This is a genomic window from Psychrobacter sp. CCUG 69069 (assembly GCF_021023115.1).
Taxonomy (GTDB): Bacteria; Pseudomonadota; Gammaproteobacteria; order Pseudomonadales; family Moraxellaceae; genus Psychrobacter; species Psychrobacter namhaensis.
In genome coordinates, this window is the sequence record NZ_QQAI01000003.1 from 79,273 (window position 1) to 95,195 (window position 15,923).

General features: G+C 46.5%; 11 protein-coding genes and 4 tRNA genes. 11 read left to right on the plus strand and 4 right to left on the minus strand.

The features are described from left to right. The first annotated feature begins 80 nt into the window (after window positions 1–80). The 9 genes from DVY93_RS03415 (at window position 81) to rimI (ending at window position 7,006) form a co-directional block, all read left to right on the plus strand. Window positions 81–935 (plus strand): RsiV family protein, encoded by an 855-nt coding sequence (locus DVY93_RS03415; RefSeq protein WP_230709102.1) that lies wholly within the window; start codon window positions 81–83, stop codon window positions 933–935. 135 nt (window positions 936–1,070) lie between these two features. Next, window positions 1,071–2,144 (plus strand): FHA domain-containing protein, encoded by a 1,074-nt coding sequence (locus DVY93_RS03420; protein WP_230709104.1) that lies wholly within the window; start codon window positions 1,071–1,073, stop codon window positions 2,142–2,144. 265 nt (window positions 2,145–2,409) lie between these two features. After that, a complete protein-coding gene (locus DVY93_RS03425) occupies window positions 2,410–3,906 on the plus strand; it encodes an anthranilate synthase component I family protein (protein WP_230709106.1) in 1,497 nt (498 codons plus the stop codon). Window positions 3,907–4,098: 192 nt separating this feature from the next. Beyond that, window positions 4,099–4,174: transfer RNA gene (locus DVY93_RS03430), tRNA-Thr, on the plus strand. Between the two features lie 67 nt (window positions 4,175–4,241). Further along, window positions 4,242–4,325: transfer RNA gene (locus DVY93_RS03435), tRNA-Tyr, on the plus strand. 85 nt (window positions 4,326–4,410) lie between these two features. Continuing rightward, window positions 4,411–4,484 (plus strand) — tRNA-Gly (locus DVY93_RS03440). 100 nt (window positions 4,485–4,584) lie between these two features. Continuing rightward, window positions 4,585–4,659 (plus strand) — tRNA-Thr (locus tag DVY93_RS03445). Window positions 4,660–5,137: 478 nt separating this feature from the next. Continuing rightward, on the plus strand, window positions 5,138–6,328 hold the full coding sequence (gene tuf / locus DVY93_RS03450; protein ID WP_193005364.1) for an elongation factor Tu: 1,191 nt from the start codon (window positions 5,138–5,140) through the stop codon (window positions 6,326–6,328). Between the two features lie 183 nt (window positions 6,329–6,511). After that, window positions 6,512–7,006, plus strand: a complete 495-nt coding sequence (gene rimI, locus DVY93_RS03455; protein WP_230709107.1) for a ribosomal protein S18-alanine N-acetyltransferase — start codon at window positions 6,512–6,514, stop codon at window positions 7,004–7,006. 20 nt (window positions 7,007–7,026) lie between these two features. Here the strand turns inward: rimI and DVY93_RS03460 are convergent, their stop codons facing one another. From DVY93_RS03460 to trxB, 3 genes are all read right to left on the minus strand, one after another. After that, window positions 7,027–7,461: a MerR family transcriptional regulator gene (locus DVY93_RS03460; RefSeq protein WP_198335227.1), complete on the minus strand. Its 435-nt coding sequence runs from the start codon at window positions 7,459–7,461 to the stop codon at window positions 7,027–7,029. 79 nt (window positions 7,462–7,540) lie between these two features. Further along, window positions 7,541–8,338 (minus strand): leucyl/phenylalanyl-tRNA--protein transferase, encoded by a 798-nt coding sequence (gene aat / locus DVY93_RS03465; RefSeq protein WP_230709108.1) that lies wholly within the window; start codon window positions 8,336–8,338, stop codon window positions 7,541–7,543. Further along, window positions 8,339–9,361: a thioredoxin-disulfide reductase gene (gene trxB / locus DVY93_RS03470; protein WP_193005752.1), complete on the minus strand. Its 1,023-nt coding sequence runs from the start codon at window positions 9,359–9,361 to the stop codon at window positions 8,339–8,341. Window positions 9,362–10,059: 698 nt separating this feature from the next. Here trxB and DVY93_RS12445 point away from each other — a divergent pair. Both DVY93_RS12445 and DVY93_RS03480 read left to right on the plus strand, forming a co-directional pair. Further along, window positions 10,060–13,461, plus strand: coding sequence for a DNA translocase FtsK (locus DVY93_RS12445; RefSeq protein WP_230709113.1), 3,402 nt, complete (start codon window positions 10,060–10,062; stop codon window positions 13,459–13,461). A 163-nt stretch (window positions 13,462–13,624) separates the two neighbouring features. After that, on the plus strand, window positions 13,625–15,118 hold the full coding sequence (locus tag DVY93_RS03480; RefSeq protein ID WP_230709115.1) for an amidase: 1,494 nt from the start codon (window positions 13,625–13,627) through the stop codon (window positions 15,116–15,118). A gap of 18 nt (window positions 15,119–15,136) precedes the next feature. On the opposite strand, the gene DVY93_RS03485 is transcribed toward DVY93_RS03480, so the two are convergent. Continuing rightward, entirely contained in the window at window positions 15,137–15,898 is a 762-nt protein-coding gene (locus tag DVY93_RS03485) for a DODA-type extradiol aromatic ring-opening family dioxygenase (protein WP_230709256.1), read from the minus strand. Between the last annotated feature and the right edge of the window lie 25 nt (window positions 15,899–15,923).

A 15,923-nucleotide genomic window follows, 5' to 3' on the forward strand; every position in this document is an offset into this window, starting at 1 on the left:
CACAAACAGTGTTCCTACAATACGTTGCCATGGTTACGGTAGAATATTCAGTAACGTCTTATGTGGATAAAAGAGGATATATGAACGCTGCGAATCACTTCGATATCAAAACCCCAGAAACGGCGGGGCGCTTAGCGATAAACGCCAGTCCTACACGTCTGTTAGGTCTACTAGTGAGTGGGGTGCTACTAGGGACAATGGCTATGTCCGCAAACGCTGGCAGCCTGATTAGTAGCACTGACTATCTGAACTATACTTTGCCTAAAAATCTGCAAGAGCAGTGTGTTGAGAAAGACAACTGCCCAGAGATTGAGGTTAAATATCTTCAGACCAATCATGATTGGATAAATGATATTACCAACGCCCGTATTAATCACTTAGTCGTAAACAGCAAACCGACTGAGTCAGCGCCTATTAAGACGATAAACAGTCAGGCAGAGGTGACAGCGGCTATCGATGACTTTGCTAAATCGCAGTTGAGAGACATGCCTGAGGGTCGTTCATGGGCTTACAGTCTGACGGTAACGCCGGACTACTTAGGTCACATTAATGACGTTGAGTTGTTTGAAATTAACACGTATGTCTTCACTGGTGGCGCTCACGGTATGCCTTATAGTGAATACTTGATGTTTGATCTCAGCAGCAAAAAACACATTCAGCTGAATGACTTGCTGCAATCAGGTCAGAAGACACGTTTTAAGGTGCTCGCTTATGATGCTTATAAAACGTGGGTGAAAACGGTGGACGATGACATCAGCAACTATGAGAAAAATTGGCCGTTTACCTTAAGTGACAATGTGACACTGACGGATAAAGGCATCGATATTCGTTATCAGCATTATTCTATCGGCCCCTATGCTTACGGCATGCCCGTACTCAGTATCCCGTATAGTAAGCTTGATGGTGTGATAAAGCCTCGCTTTTTGCCTAAATAACTTAATAAATAACTGAAATAGTCATTACATAATGCATTGCAGCTCACATTAACATACTTAAAAAATCTTGAGAAAACTGGCAATACTGTTTTAGAACCATTTGAACTTTAATAGAAAATAAGGAGTGACAGCATAATGAATAATACAGATAGCGTGAACACGACGGTAGACGCAGACACTTGGCAGCTTAACGCGTTAACAGAGGCGCTTGGCGATCTGACATTAACGGTCAGTGAAAGCTTGTCGGTTGGTCGTGGCAGTGATAATGATGTGGTGCTCGGCAGCAAACAAGTATCGCGTAACCATGCCGTGCTAAGCGTATTAGAGGGTCAACTCTATGTAAAAGACTTGGATTCATCAAACGGTACGTTTATTAATGACGAACGTATCGAGGGTAATAAATCGCACCTTTTACAAGTGAGCGATACGATTGGTTTTGCAAGCTTCCGCTTTCAGGTGAATGCGCCTATTAACGAGGCAGAAGAGACTGAAGGGTTGGCGCCAGTGGCGGCAGAGAGTACAGTGGCTAGTACGAATACGGCTGAAACAGAAGCTGCTGAGACTGTAAAAGAAGCACACATGAACGAAGAGCCAACCGTTAAAGAGCCTGTGGTACAAAAAACAGGTATCGAAGAGTTTTTACCGACCACAGATAATGTAGAGACAGCAACGAGCGAAACTGCCACCGTGTCAGAATCGCCAGCGACTGGTATCAAGGAGGAAGCTGTGTCAACCAAACAAAGCACACCGACAGTCTCTGTCGATAACGATTCATTAGTAGAGCAGCCAGTTGTACGTGAAGAGCCAGTTGTACGTGAAGAGCCAGTTGTACGTGAAGAGCCAGTTGTACGTGAAGAGCCAGTTGTACGTGAAGAGCCAGTTGTACGTGAAGAGCCAGTTGTACGTGAAGAGCCAGCAGTCCAACCAGAGCACGATAAGACGACCAAAACTGAACTACAAGAAGAAGCTGATCCTGAGGTACTGCGTGCCAAGCAGGCGGCCACCGCCCAGTTTTCGGGTACGGCTAATCTAGGCCAGTCTCGTGATCTCGGTACCGAAGGGAATAACGCGATGGATCAAGCCGTTAGTAACCTAGCCAATGCAGGACAGGTAGAGAAAAAACCGAGCGGCAGTTGGTTTATCTGGGTATTTCTTGCCATTCTTGTGATCGGACTGGCGCTGTGGTTATTTAATATGGGCGGTGCGTAATTGGTTTTTACGTAGATGCCAAGCTGTGAGTACGGGTAAATGTTAGGGGTTTGGCTAACTGGCCAGTCCTTATGGATAGCGTGATCGTCAGCGAGATTTGGTGTACTCGTATATCGATTATCAGTCACTCTAACCATTGTTTATCACCCGCCTTTTTTATAGCGTCAGCATTCAGTAGAGTGTTGACGCTATATTTCATTTGTATTTTTATTATTGTTTCTACTGGTTATATCTTTTGCCAATATTTTGCTAAGAGAGCGTTACTATGATGACCTTTAAAGAGTATCGAGCGTTTAAAGACCGTGGCTTTAGTCACGCACCACTGGTGAAAAAACGTTTAATGGATGCACAAACCCCCGTATCTGTTTTTTCTAAAGTGCGTGATTTAAACGGTTCTGCGTATTTATTTGAGTCTGTCGTTGGCGGTGAGCGTTGGGCGCGATACTCGATGATTGGTCTGGGTAGCGAGCTGATTTTGCAGTATGCAGACGGCAATATGACGGTCAAAAAAAATGATCATATCGATGTAGAGGCGGTGGATGATCCTTTTGACTTTATTCGCACGTTAATGGCGCAGTATAAGATGCCAACGACAGCCGATATTGCTGCGTTACCGAGCTTTAGTGGGGGTTTGGTCGGTTACTTTGGCTATGACATGATACGTGTCATAGAGCCAACGGTGGGTCTGTCTGATGCACCCAATCCAATGTCGATGCCAGACATGTGGCTCATGCTTTCCATGAGCGTGATTGTTTTTGATAGTTTAGAAAACACCTTGTCTATTATTGTTTATGCCGATTGCAATGATGAGAATGGGTACAGTAAAGCCATTCGTGATCTAGAAAAAATAGAAGACAAGCTGGCAGAAACGCCAAATCTGAGCGCCCCTGTGATGCCGACACCAAAGTTCACGTCAAAAACCGGCGCGGATAAATACTGTAGTGACGTCAATAAAATAAAAGAATACATCTTAGCAGGCGATGTCATGCAGGTGGTTCCAGCGCAGCGTTTGACGGCCGACTATACAGGTGACTCACTGGCCGTCTATCGCGCTCTACGGTTTTTAAATCCATCGCCTTATCTGTTTTTGGTGCATGGCTATACGCTTGATGATCATAAGCGCTTTGACATTATTGGAGCTTCGCCTGAGATACTATCGCGTATCGAAAACGGCAAAGTGACTGTGAGACCGCTCGCTGGTACTCGCAAACGTGGTCAAGATGAAGCAGAAGATCTGGCGCTTGAGCAAGAGCTGCTAAATGATGAAAAAGAGATAGCTGAGCACCTGATGCTCATTGATTTGGGTCGTAATGATATTGGCCGTGTTTGTGAGTATGGCAGTGTCAAGGTCACCGAAAAGATGTTTGTGGAGCGCTACTCACAAGTGATGCACATCGCGTCCAATGTGGAGGGCACCATATCACCCGATAAAGACGCATTGGACGTTTTTTGTGCCGCCTTCCCAGCAGGTACACTGACAGGTGCTCCCAAAATTCGTGCCATGCAGATCATTGATGAGATAGAGCCTGTGCGTCGCACCGTATTTGGCGGCTCAGTGGGGTATCTGGGCTGGCATGGCAACATGGACACAGCGATTGCTATTCGTACCGCTGTGATGCGCCGCGGTGAGATCCACATTCAAGCAGGTGCTGGCGTCGTCGCTGATTCTGTACCAGAAGCGGAGTGGGAGGAGACCAATAAAAAAGCGTTGGCATTGGTTAAAGCGGTAAAAATGGCATGTAATGGCTTACGCATTCGCTAGCTACTAACCCGTTATTTGGTAAAGGGGAGCAAGTTCTACAGAAAGACCAACCACAAGCGTATTTATATCCGAAAAAAATAATAGTATAATCAATGGCTTGAATATTTTTCTTAAAATAATTTAAAAAAAGATAAAAAAGGGCTTGCGCATCTCAAAATATTTGATAGAATAGCCACCACTTTGAGAGAACAAGCCGACTTAGCTCAGTTGGTAGAGCAACTGACTTGTAATCAGTAGGTCGCCAGTTCGATCCCGGCAGTCGGCACCATCTCTCTCAAAGTAGCTTTTTATGAATTTGTCTTAAATGAAAGTCATTTTTGTTCAAAGCAACCTAAGGTGGGGTTGGGGAGCGGTCAAACCCAACAGACTGTAAATCTGTCGCGAAAGCTTCGAAGGTTCGAATCCTTCCCCCACCACCATATTTTTTTAAAGTTTGTCATAGCGCCAAGCACACTCTTTGTAGTTAACAACTCTCGATTAGAGTTGATCTGAATAAGAGTCAATGCGGGTGTGGTATAATGGTAACACCTTAGCCTTCCAAGCTAATGACGCGGGTTCGATTCCCGCCACCCGCTCCATATATACACCGTCGCAAAGCCTATCAATTATTCATCACGACCACAGTTATTTTGCTGTATCGTGATATTTTTTTTAGTGCAGCTTAAAGGTTTGATATACGCTCATATAGCTCAGCGGTAGAGCACTCCCTTGGTAAGGGAGAGGTCTCGAGTTCAATTCTCGATATGAGCTCCATTTATTAGTGAAACCCTACTTGCTTGTTTTGCTATTTATATAGCTTTGCGTTGTTATTGAATTCATAAGATATTGAAAATTATAAATACAGTGTGGCAGGTAATGATTTGAAGGTGACACTGAGGTGTTGCCTTTTAGTGCTGTCAGTTTATTAATAAATAATATCCCTATTTGTAAGACAGCTTCATTAATAACTGCTAGTAAGATAAAATATAACCATTGCTGTAGCGTATAACGCCTTACGTTGTTCAATAGATTAAAAAGCACGTATAATGTCTATATCTACGTATTCAGTGGTCACACAGATACTGGATCAAAACGTAGACAGTAACAGAGCAAAAAACAGTTTTGCAAAATAGTTTAGATAGATAAACCATAGCGTCAACGGTTTGATGGTTTTATATATATCATAGACCGTCAAACAGCTATTCACCGATCTTTGATTGATAAAGATTCACCAAAAAAAGAGGAAATACCCATGGCAAAGGCCAAGTTTGAACGCAACAAGCCACACGTCAACGTCGGTACCATCGGACACGTTGACCACGGTAAAACAACCCTAACAGCTGCAATCGCAACCGTAGCAGCAATCACCTCAGGTGGCGAAGCCAAAGACTACGCGTCAATTGACTCAGCCCCAGAAGAAAAAGCACGTGGCATCACCATCAACACCTCACACGTAGAATATGACACAGACACACGTCACTACGCCCACGTTGATTGCCCAGGTCACGCCGATTATGTTAAAAACATGATCACCGGTGCCGCTCAAATGGACGGCGCAATCCTAGTCGTATCAGCCACTGACGGCCCAATGCCACAAACTCGTGAGCACATCTTGCTATCACGTCAGGTTGGCGTACCATACATCATCGTATTCATGAATAAATGCGACATGGTAGACGACGAAGAACTACTAGAACTAGTAGAAATGGAAGTTCGTGAATTGCTTAACGACTACGACTTCCCAGGTGACGACACCCCAATCGTAAAAGGTTCTGCTACTGAAGCCCTAAAAGGCTCAGAAGACAAATATGGCCAACCAGCCGTCGTAGAACTACTAAACGTACTAGACACCTACATCCCAGAGCCAGAGCGTGACATCGACAAAGCATTCCTAATGCCAATCGAAGACGTATTCTCAATCTCAGGTCGTGGTACTGTTGTAACTGGCCGTGTAGAGTCTGGCATCGTAAAAGTTGGTGACGAAATCGAAATCGTTGGTATCCGTGACACTCAAAAAACCACCTGTACTGGTGTAGAGATGTTCCGTAAACTGCTTGACGAAGGTCGTGCAGGCGAAAACTGTGGCGTACTACTACGTGGTACCAAGCGTGAAGACGTACAACGTGGCCAAGTACTAGCGAAGCCAGGTTCAATCACGCCTCACACCAAGTTTGACGCAGAAGTATACGTACTATCAAAAGAAGAGGGTGGTCGTCACACACCATTCCTAAACGGCTATCGTCCACAGTTCTACTTCCGTACCACTGACGTAACTGGCGCAATCCAATTACAAGACGGCACTGAAATGGTAATGCCTGGTGATAACGTTGAGATGGGCGTAGAGCTTATCCACCCAATCGCTATGGACAAAGGTCTACGCTTCGCAATTCGTGAAGGCGGCCGTACTGTAGGCGCTGGTGTTGTTGCTAACGTATTGAACTAATCGATAAGTCTCAGCAATGAGATTTTGAGTTAGTCATAAAAAAGCCATCCTTTAAGAGGGTGGCTTTTTTTGTGGGGGCGCGGAAGTGGTATTATTGATAATAGAGTGACGTCTCGATAAGATTCTTTGGTAAAATTTGCCTAAGCTAAGAGCCATTAAGCGATAAACATAAGAGGAAGGGCCGTGTTTGCTATAGAAGATTTACCCATTCATGCAGCAGAGCGTCAGCACGTAATACAAGCGGTGGCGGATATTGAAGTTGTGGTACAGCCACAAGATGCGTGGTCTTATCAGACATTGCTCCAACTCCTTGAACAAGATAGCATCCACATACTAATTGTCTATGGGCAAGAGCAGCCTGCTCCTACTGATAGTGATAAGGTGCTTGGCTACTGTTTATATCAAGTGGTTTTTGAGCAAGCAGAAATTCTACGTATTGGGACGCAGCCTGCTTATCAACGCCAAGGTATTGCTTCGCAACTTTTTGCTAAATTAAACACAGAGTTAAAGACCCGTCAGGTAGAGAGTCTATTGTTAGAAGTGCGTGCAGATAATGCCCCTGCCATTGCTTTATATGAACAGCAGGGGTTTTTGGTGATTCATCAGCGTAAAGGCTATTATCAACGGTTGGGCCAGCCTGCTGTTGACGCGTTGATTATGCAGCGTGTTTATTGTTAAGTGGTTCAAGACGTCTTTTGTCACTGTGAGGGTGCTTTCTTTTTGCATACTTCGATATCCAGCTGATAGTCACTGTCTGCTTTCATGCGCTCCAGCACCTCGATACGTTCGCTTAGCAACTCTACCATAATGTTGATATTGGCTTGTTGGTTTTGAACCTGTGCTAACTTTTGCTGAGTCAGTGTCAACTGCAAATCAATATCGAGTTGACCGTCGTAATAATCATTAAGATTTTCTCTGATTTCTATAAGCGTAAAGCCGATGGCTTGGGCGCTTTTGATCAGCTCGATACGTTCAATACACTGGGGGTGAAACTCCGTATATAGACGAGAACCTGCCTGCCGTTTACGGGACTTTAGCAAACCCAATTGGTCATAATGACGAACGGTATCTTTGGTTGTATTGGCTTTTTTTGCTAGGGCGCCAATTAATAAGAATGAGGTATCAGGTGCCATAATGATCTCGACCGTAGGTAAATATTTATAGAATATTATAAATAACAAAATGGAGTGTGATAGGTAGTAGCAGTCGCGCTTAACGTTGTTTGAGCTGCCAAGGCTCTACGGTATCAAGTAGCGACACTGCTAACGGTTTGTGAGAGTCGCTTTGCCATTTTACTGAGCGACCACTCAGTAGGGTACCCAGTTGATTGAGAAAATCCACTCGCGGTAAGGTGATGGCGCCTAAGCTCATAAGATGGTCATTTGGAAGCTGACAGTCAACGAGCCCTACATGGCTTTGTTCGCACAAACGCATCAATCCCCAAAACGCCAGTTTTGAGGCGTTAGAGGCGCGGTGAAACATGGATTCGCCAAAATACACGTTGCCTATTTTTAATCCATAAAGCCCGCCGATCAGCTGTCCTTTATCATCCCAAACCTCGATACTGTGGGCAAAGCCTTGAGAATGCAGCTCAGTGTACGCTGCAATCATCTCTTCATGAATCCATGTATGCTCGCCCTCAGGTAGTCCGTCGCTACGGGGTAAACTACAAGCATGGATCACCTCAGCAAAAGCGTGGTTTAGGGTCAGCTGCCACCGTGCGCGACTGGCTTGCTTACGCAGAGACTTACTCGGCTGATAGTCCCTTGGCACCATCACACATCTTGGTTCAGGACACCACCAAGCGATGGGCTCATCTTCATTAAACCAAGGAAACAGCCCCTGCGCATAGGCAGAAATCAGGGTGTCGGGCGCTAAGTCCCCACCCATAGCGACGATACCAAGCCCCTCAGGATCGATAGACGTAGGATCAGGAAAGTCATAACGCCCAAGACTCTTTAGAGCCTCAGGCGTGATGGGATGATCATTATACTGTGATAAGTTAGCCATTTAGTCTTCTTGATCAGCAGTCAACGTTGACGCATACGTGTGATCAGACGCATTGGCTTCCCCAATGGCGTCCAAATATTTCTCTGCATCAAGCGCTGCCATACAGCCCGTACCAGCAGAAGTAATGGCCTGACGATACACATGGTCTGCGACGTCACCGGCTGCAAATACCCCTGCCATACTGGTTTGGGTGGCATTACCATTTAAGCCGCTGTTGACGATAAGGTAGCCATCTTTCATATCGAGCTGACCTTTGAACAAATCAGTGTTGGGCTTGTGACCGATGGCAACAAACATGCCCATCGCTTCTAGTGTTTTGGTGCTACCATCTAGCGTAGACTCGATGACCACGCCATTAACGCCCATGTCATCGCCGACCACTTCTTTTACTTGATGGTTCCATTCGATTTTGACATTACCATTTTTGGCTTTTTCAAATAACTTGTCCTGTAGGATTTTTTCAGAACGCAAGCTGTCACGGCGATGGACTAGTGTGACCTCAGAAGCAATGTTAGAAAGGTACAACGCTTCTTCGACGGCGGTATTACCACCGCCAATGACGGCGACTTTTTGGTCTTTATAAAAGAAACCATCACAAGTGGCACAAGCTGATACGCCCAAACCTTTAAATTTGGTTTCAGACTCTAGGCCCAAGTATTGAGCAGATGCCCCTGTTGAGATAATCAAGGCATCACAAGTGTAGTCGCCGTTGTTACCTGATAGCTGAAAAGGACGCTCATTCAAATTCACGTCATTGATATGATCATAGACCAATTCAGTACCGAAGCGTTCGGCGTGGGCTTTCATACGCTCCATTAAAGCAGGCCCCGTTAAATCATGAGCGTCGCCTGGCCAGTTATCGACTTCGGTGGTGGTCGTTAATTGTCCACCCACTTCCATACCTGTGATCATGACAGGCTTGAGATTGGCACGTGCCGCATAGACGGCAGCGGAGTAACCGGCTGGGCCTGATCCTAAAATAATGAGCTTTTCGTGACGTGGAGCTGTAGTGGCAGATACCATGAGTTGTTCCTTGCTAAAAATAAGAATGAAAAATGTGAGTTATTAGTAGAATAAAAGATACTCTTCAAAAGTTGTGACGAATATGGTTTTTCTAATTGCTGTGTGATAATAACATAAGGGCATATGGCAAAAAGTGCAAGTTTGCTAAAACAAACACAGGTATCATTAGAATTAAAGCATGTGGGTCTTGAAAGAGGATTTTGAAACATAGCTAACAGGATAGTGGCTATGTTATATAGTCAATTCTAAATAAAACAGATACATCATATTCTGACGTGGAACTGGAATAAATTTTTCTGGCGTGCTTGCCTGCGCAGACAGAGGCTGCAAAAAATTCAACCAGTCCCACTGTATCGCTTTTATACTGAACTCACGATAGGTTTACGAAAAATTGTTAAAGTATCCTGTCAGCGGTTTTGACGAGCAGCTCGTGTTTTGTGTCTAAATCGTATATTGGCTTACTTTCTTGCACGCTTTCTTTAGAAGACTGTCGCCACTGTACCTATGTATTTGTTATTATAAGAAGTTATGCCAAGTGTGGTCGTGTCTAAAAAATAACGGTTATCCATCGTTGTTAGGAGGGATAATGGCCTTTAAACACTTAGCCAGGTATATTTATGTCAGCACTTTATGTCAGCATGATTAGGCTTAGTCATGCGCAGACGACCATTTAGTATTAATAACAAGGCAGATCTTACGTGATATCAGCACCGCTTATTGAGTATTTAAAAAAGGGAATATTTACCCTCCTTGGGTTGATACTGGCCGTTTACCTGTTTGTCATTTTGATGACGTACACAGGCAATGATCCTAGCTGGTCGCACATCAGTAGTGATATGACGACGATTAATAATATGGGCGGTGAAACTGGGGCGTGGTTGTCTGATTTGCTCTATAGCTTCTTTGGTTTTGGCGCATGGTGGATTCTGGCGTTTGTGGTTTATGAGTCTATTCTTATTTGGTGGGACAATAAGCCAACGTTTTGGCTCATGCGCTTGGTTGCTTATGTGTTTTTATTATTAAGTGCCAGTGCTTTATTTGCCCAGTTTGTGTCTTTGATCCAGCAGATTACCAATCCCGCATCGACTGAGCTTGAAGGTGTGGCGGGTGGTATTATCGGCCTTGAATTACAAGTGCGTTTGGCGCAGCTGTTATCACAGTGGGGGAGTGCGCTTTTCTTGGCAGTATTTGTCATTATTACCGCCACCTTTGCCTTTAACATTCATTGGCTGACGATCTATCGCAAGGTTACGGCGCTATCATGGCTCGGTGCTGGTGTAAAAAATAAAGACAGGGACAATACCTTAGCCACGCCAGAAAATAACGCTTCCGAGAACGATGATGAAAGTACAGTAAAAGATCATACAAAAAAAGAGGCGTCAGAGTACGAACAATTACCACTTGAGCTACAGACAGCGGATCATGCTAAAACAGTAGATAACAGCGGTCGGTTCAGCAATGCGTTGTCAGATTTTTTAGTAAACTCTGGGCTTGCTGATAGTGTGAAAGCGTCCATGGCGACAGCGACACAAGCTACTACCTCTGATCAAACCGCTGTGTCTAGTAATGGAAAAAGCGATTATTTAAACACAGTAGCCATGACCCCTAGCGGCACTATGGCTCGTGATATGACGACCAGTGGTACTACGGACAGTACTACCGCCCCCACGAACACCTCGGCGTCATCGAGTTCTACTATGATGCCTGTGCGTAAAGTGGAACCAAGCTTTGCGTGGAATGACGCCAGTACCGTCGATGATTTGTTAGCAAGCGAGCAAACGAGTTATAGCGCTCGTCGTGTGAATCGCGCCGATGCTGACACTTTAGTTTCTAATGATACCGACCTTGAATCAACAAATGAAGCTGCCCTAGCGTCCACACTCACCCCAGAGGCAGAGCTGGCATCGGCTCAATCAGCTGTGAATCCACAGACAAACACTATTCAGCCATCAGTTGATGATTTGGCATACAGTGACAGTCGTCACCAAGTTACGACCGAGTCTAGCTCTGCTGAATTAGAGAGCACAACGGTAGCCGTTGATACGTTGGCAGAGGCTTGGTTAGCAGAGCACGCTGACGTCTTGGAACCTGCGAATCCTGAGTCTCCTGACCCCATTCAGTCAGACAACATCGCTGAGCCGCTAGTATCAAAAAAAGTAACGTCTGCGCCAGATGTTACTCCTGATGACTCAAACACACCCTCGCAACAGAGGACTGACGAACCAGCTGAGCTGTCACATAATGTTGAAGAGCCGAGCGTGACTGAACCTCCAGCTGCTCTAGCATCGACAGAAGCTACTTCGCCCGCACCAGAGGATACTGCCTCGGTCTCAGAAGTGGCTGACATGACGCCAACCAACACGCCGCCTACCAATCCAAAAGCCGCGCCAACGGTAGAGGCAACGAGCACTAAGACAAGTACCCCATCGGCTAATGCGGTTAAACCTTTGATGAGCTTTGCCGTGCCAGAGGGTGATAGCAGCAACCGTATCACCGACATGATGCCAGATGATGACACGAGTACTGATGACGATGCCCCAGTCATGCCAGATATCAGTGATGATGCGGCCTTTAGTCAAAAATCACGCTCGATGCAAACGGCCGCCTATCGCAGCAGCTTAACCCCTATTCCAGAAGTGTCTATACTCGATAAGCCTGATCCTGACCGTAAGCCTAGCTACACCGTGGCTGAACTTGAGCAACTTTCTGAATTGTTAGAGATTAAACTGCAAGAGTTCAACGTCAAGGCAACCGTCGTTAATGCAATCCCAGGACCTGTGGTCACTCGCTTTGAAGTGGAGCTTGCCGCAGGGGTAAAAGCCAGTAAGGTCACAGGCATTTCACGCGATTTGGCGCGCTCATTATCGATGGCTTCTTTGCGGGTGGTCGAAGTCATCCCAGGCAAGCCTTACATCGGTATTGAAGTGCCCAATAAAAAACGCGAAATGGTACGCTTGATTGAGCTGCTCAGTACCGAAACCTTCAAAGACCCTAAAGCGCAAATCAGCATGGCCATGGGTAAAGATATTGGTGGTAACCCAATCATCACGGATCTTGCCCGCGCGCCGCACATGTTGGTCGCTGGTACCACAGGCTCTGGTAAGTCTGTACTGGTTAACTCCATGTTGCTCTCGATGCTACTTAAATATACGCCAAATGAGCTGCGCCTGATTCTGATTGATCCAAAGCAGCTAGAGCTTGCCAACTACAATGACATTCCGCATCTGCTGACGCCAGTCGTCACGGATATGACCGAGGCTGCTAGTAGCCTGTCATGGTGTGTGGCAGAGATGGAACGCCGCTATCAGTTGATGAGTTTGCTTAAGGTTCGTAAGCTAAACGAGTTTAATAAAAAAGTCGTTGCGGCAGAAAAAGCAGGCAAGCCGATGCTAGATCCTTTGTGGCGACCGAACGACAGTGTCAGTATCAGTCAAGCGCCCAAGCTAAAAACTTTACCAATGATTGTTATTGTTGCAGATGAGTTTGCCGATATGATCATGCAGGTCGGTAAGCAAGCAGAAGAGCTGATCACACGCTTGGCACAGAAATCGCGCGCCGCTGGTATTCACTTGATGCTCGCCACCCAGCGCCCATCCGTAGATGTCATCACAGGTTTGATCAAAGCCAATATTCCAGTACGTGCGGCTTTGCGAGTCAACTCAAAGGTCGATTCCCGGACGATCTTAGACAGTGGCGGGGCCGAAGACATGTTGGGTAATGGTGATATGCTGTTTTTGGGACCAGGTCAAATCGAACCCGATCGGGTACATGGCGCATACGTCAGTGATGAAGAGGTAAACCGTGTTTGTGACGCTTGGCGTGAGCGCGGTGCACCTGACTATATCGATAATATGGCAGGTAACTTTGAGTTGTCTAGCCCGGGTGGGGGCGGTAGTACGGCTAACGCTTCTGGTGAGGACGACGACCTTTATAATGACGCAGTGGCCTTTATTATGGAAACCCGTAAAGTCTCCGCTTCTAGCATCCAGCGTAAATTTAGTATCGGCTACAACCGCGCCGCCCGTATTGTAGACTCCATGGAAGAGGCAGGATTGGTCAGCTCGATGGGTAAAAGTGGTAAGCGTGAGCTACTGATGTAAAGGCTGGTCAGTTGGACTAAATGATTCAAAAGCGAGCTGCACAAGTAGCTCGCTTTTTTAATGCCGTTTTTCAGTCTTGTTAAACAAATATTGGTAGGAAGTCTGTCCGACTATGCGCTAACCCGATATACTAAGTAAAATCATTTACCATGGAAGGTTAATTATGTTTAAAGAATATACTCAGTATGATGCCATAGGGTTGGGCGCACTCGTCAACTCAGGTGAGGTGAGTGCCAAGGAGCTGCTGGACGCAGCTGTTGATCAAGCGAACAAGATGAACCCAAAGTTAAACGCCATCATTCACCGTTTTGATGAGCGCGCTTATCATACTGCGCAAGCAGGATTACCGACAGGCGTTTTCAATGGCGTGCCTTATTTGCTAAAAGACTTGTCTTTTAGTTTCGCTGGTGAACCGATTACGATGGGCAGTCGCAGCGTCAATATCATCTCAGAAAATGACAGCGAAATCGTTAAGCGTATGAAAGCTACCGGCGTGAATACCTTCGGTAAAACCAATACCCCTGAGTTTGGTTTGATTATCACCACTGAGCCAAAAGCCCACGGTGCCACTCATAATCCCTTTAAAAAAGGCTATAGCTCGGGCGGATCTTCAGGCGGTAGCGCGGCGGCAGTGGCTAGTGGTATGGTACCAATGGCAGGCGCGGGTGATGGTGGTGGATCGATACGTTTCCCAGCCGCTTGGTGCGGCGCATTTGGACTCAAGCCGAGCCGTGGTCGTAATCCAATGGGTCCTAGGTTTGGTGAAGGCTGGGAAGGGGCAGTCGCTGATCATGTGATTACGCGCTCAGTACGTGATAGTGCTGCGATGCTCGATGCCACAAGCGGAGCAGAAATTGGTGCGCCATTTGTGATTGGCGCGCCTGACGGCACTTTTTTGCAGGCTGCCATGCGTGCACCGCGGCAGTTGACCATCGCCTTACATCAGCAGCCATTGATCGCCAATACCACCGTAGATAAAGAAGTGCTTGCCGTCCTTGAGCAAACCGCAAAGCAACTAGAATCTATGGGTCACCGCGTGATACCAGCTGAGCCAAATATTAACATTGAACAGTTTTGGCACGACTTTATCGTCGTGGTTTGTGCACACACCGCCTTTACGATAGATAATATCGCGCGTGACTTTGGCGCTGCCCACATCAAAAATTTAGAACCGCAAACCTATAACATGGCGCTGCTAGGTCGCTCGCTATCAGCGGTCGATTTGGCGCACGCCAAACACGGTTGGCACAACAGTCAGTATCAAACGGGTTTATTACTCGAAACCTATGATATGATTTTGTGCCCGACTGTACCGACCACTGCTGTGAAGCACGGCGTGCTACCGCCAAGTCGTGTGGATGAGATGCTGATGCGTAGCGCTGAATTGCTCAATAAAGGCATAGACATGGGTAAATACGCCTTTAACTCAGGCATGATCGAAAAGCTGAGCCAGCCTGTGCTTGGTAAAATGGCCTTTACATTATTGGGCAATGTCACAGGATTGCCCGCGATGTCAGTACCGGTCGGCATGAGTAAAAAAGGCTTGCCCATCGGCATGCAGTTGATCGGGCGCATGAACGATGAGGCGACCCTGGTTAGTGTGGCAGGCGAGATGGAGCGGGCGGGTTTATTTACCAAGCCTGCTTTTGAAAAGTAGTTTTATGTTCAATGCCTTCTAATCAAAGCGATAGATATCCATACCCAAACTATGATGCGCCATGCTTTGATGAACGACAGAGACGCGCTGACCTGCCCCTAAGGCAAAAAATAGTGGGAGCAGATGCTCGTCACTTGGATGAATATCTTGATAATTAGGATATTGCTGCCAGTCGAGAGCGCTGGGTATGTCTATTTTAAGCTGCTGTAGCAACCATAACTTAAACGCTTTTGCTGTCTGATCGATGCTGTCCGCTTGCCAGCGCAGTGCTTGTAAATTGTGCGTGATGTTACCTGAGCCAATAAGCAAGATCTGCTCATCACGCAGGCGAGCAAGCTGTGCGCCCAACTGATAGCAAGCGACACTGTCATAGTGCTGCGGTAACGATACCTGCACGATAGGCACATCTGCCTGTGGGTATAGGTGTTTGAGCGGCGCCCAAACCCCATGGTCACACGCTCGCACCGGATTGACGCTACAAGTAATACCGCGTGCGGTGAGTTGATGCGCGAGGGACTCAGCAAGGGTTGGCTGACCTGCCGCAGGATACTGGATTTCGTACAGCTCAGGAGCAAACCCGGAAAAGTCATGCCACGTTTTTGGCTGTGGATTACTGCTGATTTCAAGCTTTGCCGACTGCCAATGGGCTGACATAATAACGATGGCACGGGGCTTGGGTAAGTTTTGCCCAATACGTGCCAGCGCGCTGGTGGTGGCAGACTGCTCAAGCGCCAGCGTGGGTGCGCCATGTGAGATAAACAAGGCTGGTAGCTTTGCCATGTTACCAGTACTGGTTATGACAGTA

Bases quoted from the DNA above. Each gene is read 5' to 3' on its own strand.
- DVY93_RS03415 (WP_230709102.1), top strand. From the start codon at position 81: ATGAACGCTGCGAATCACTTCGATATCAAAACCCCAGAAACGGCGGGG.
- DVY93_RS03420 (WP_230709104.1), top strand. From the start codon at position 1,071: ATGAATAATACAGATAGCGTGAACACGACGGTAGACGCAGACACTTGG.
- DVY93_RS03425 (WP_230709106.1), top strand. From the start codon at position 2,410: ATGATGACCTTTAAAGAGTATCGAGCGTTTAAAGACCGTGGCTTTAGT.
- tuf (WP_193005364.1), top strand. From the start codon at position 5,138: ATGGCAAAGGCCAAGTTTGAACGCAACAAGCCACACGTCAACGTCGGT.
- DVY93_RS03460 (WP_198335227.1), bottom strand. From the start codon at position 7,461: ATGGCACCTGATACCTCATTCTTATTAATTGGCGCCCTAGCAAAAAAA.
- aat (WP_230709108.1), bottom strand. From the start codon at position 8,338: ATGGCTAACTTATCACAGTATAATGATCATCCCATCACGCCTGAGGCT.
- trxB (WP_193005752.1), bottom strand. From the start codon at position 9,361: ATGGTATCTGCCACTACAGCTCCACGTCACGAAAAGCTCATTATTTTA.
- DVY93_RS03480 (WP_230709115.1), top strand. From the start codon at position 13,625: ATGTTTAAAGAATATACTCAGTATGATGCCATAGGGTTGGGCGCACTC.
- DVY93_RS03485 (WP_230709256.1), bottom strand. From the start codon at position 15,898: ATGGCAAAGCTACCAGCCTTGTTTATCTCACATGGCGCACCCACGCTG.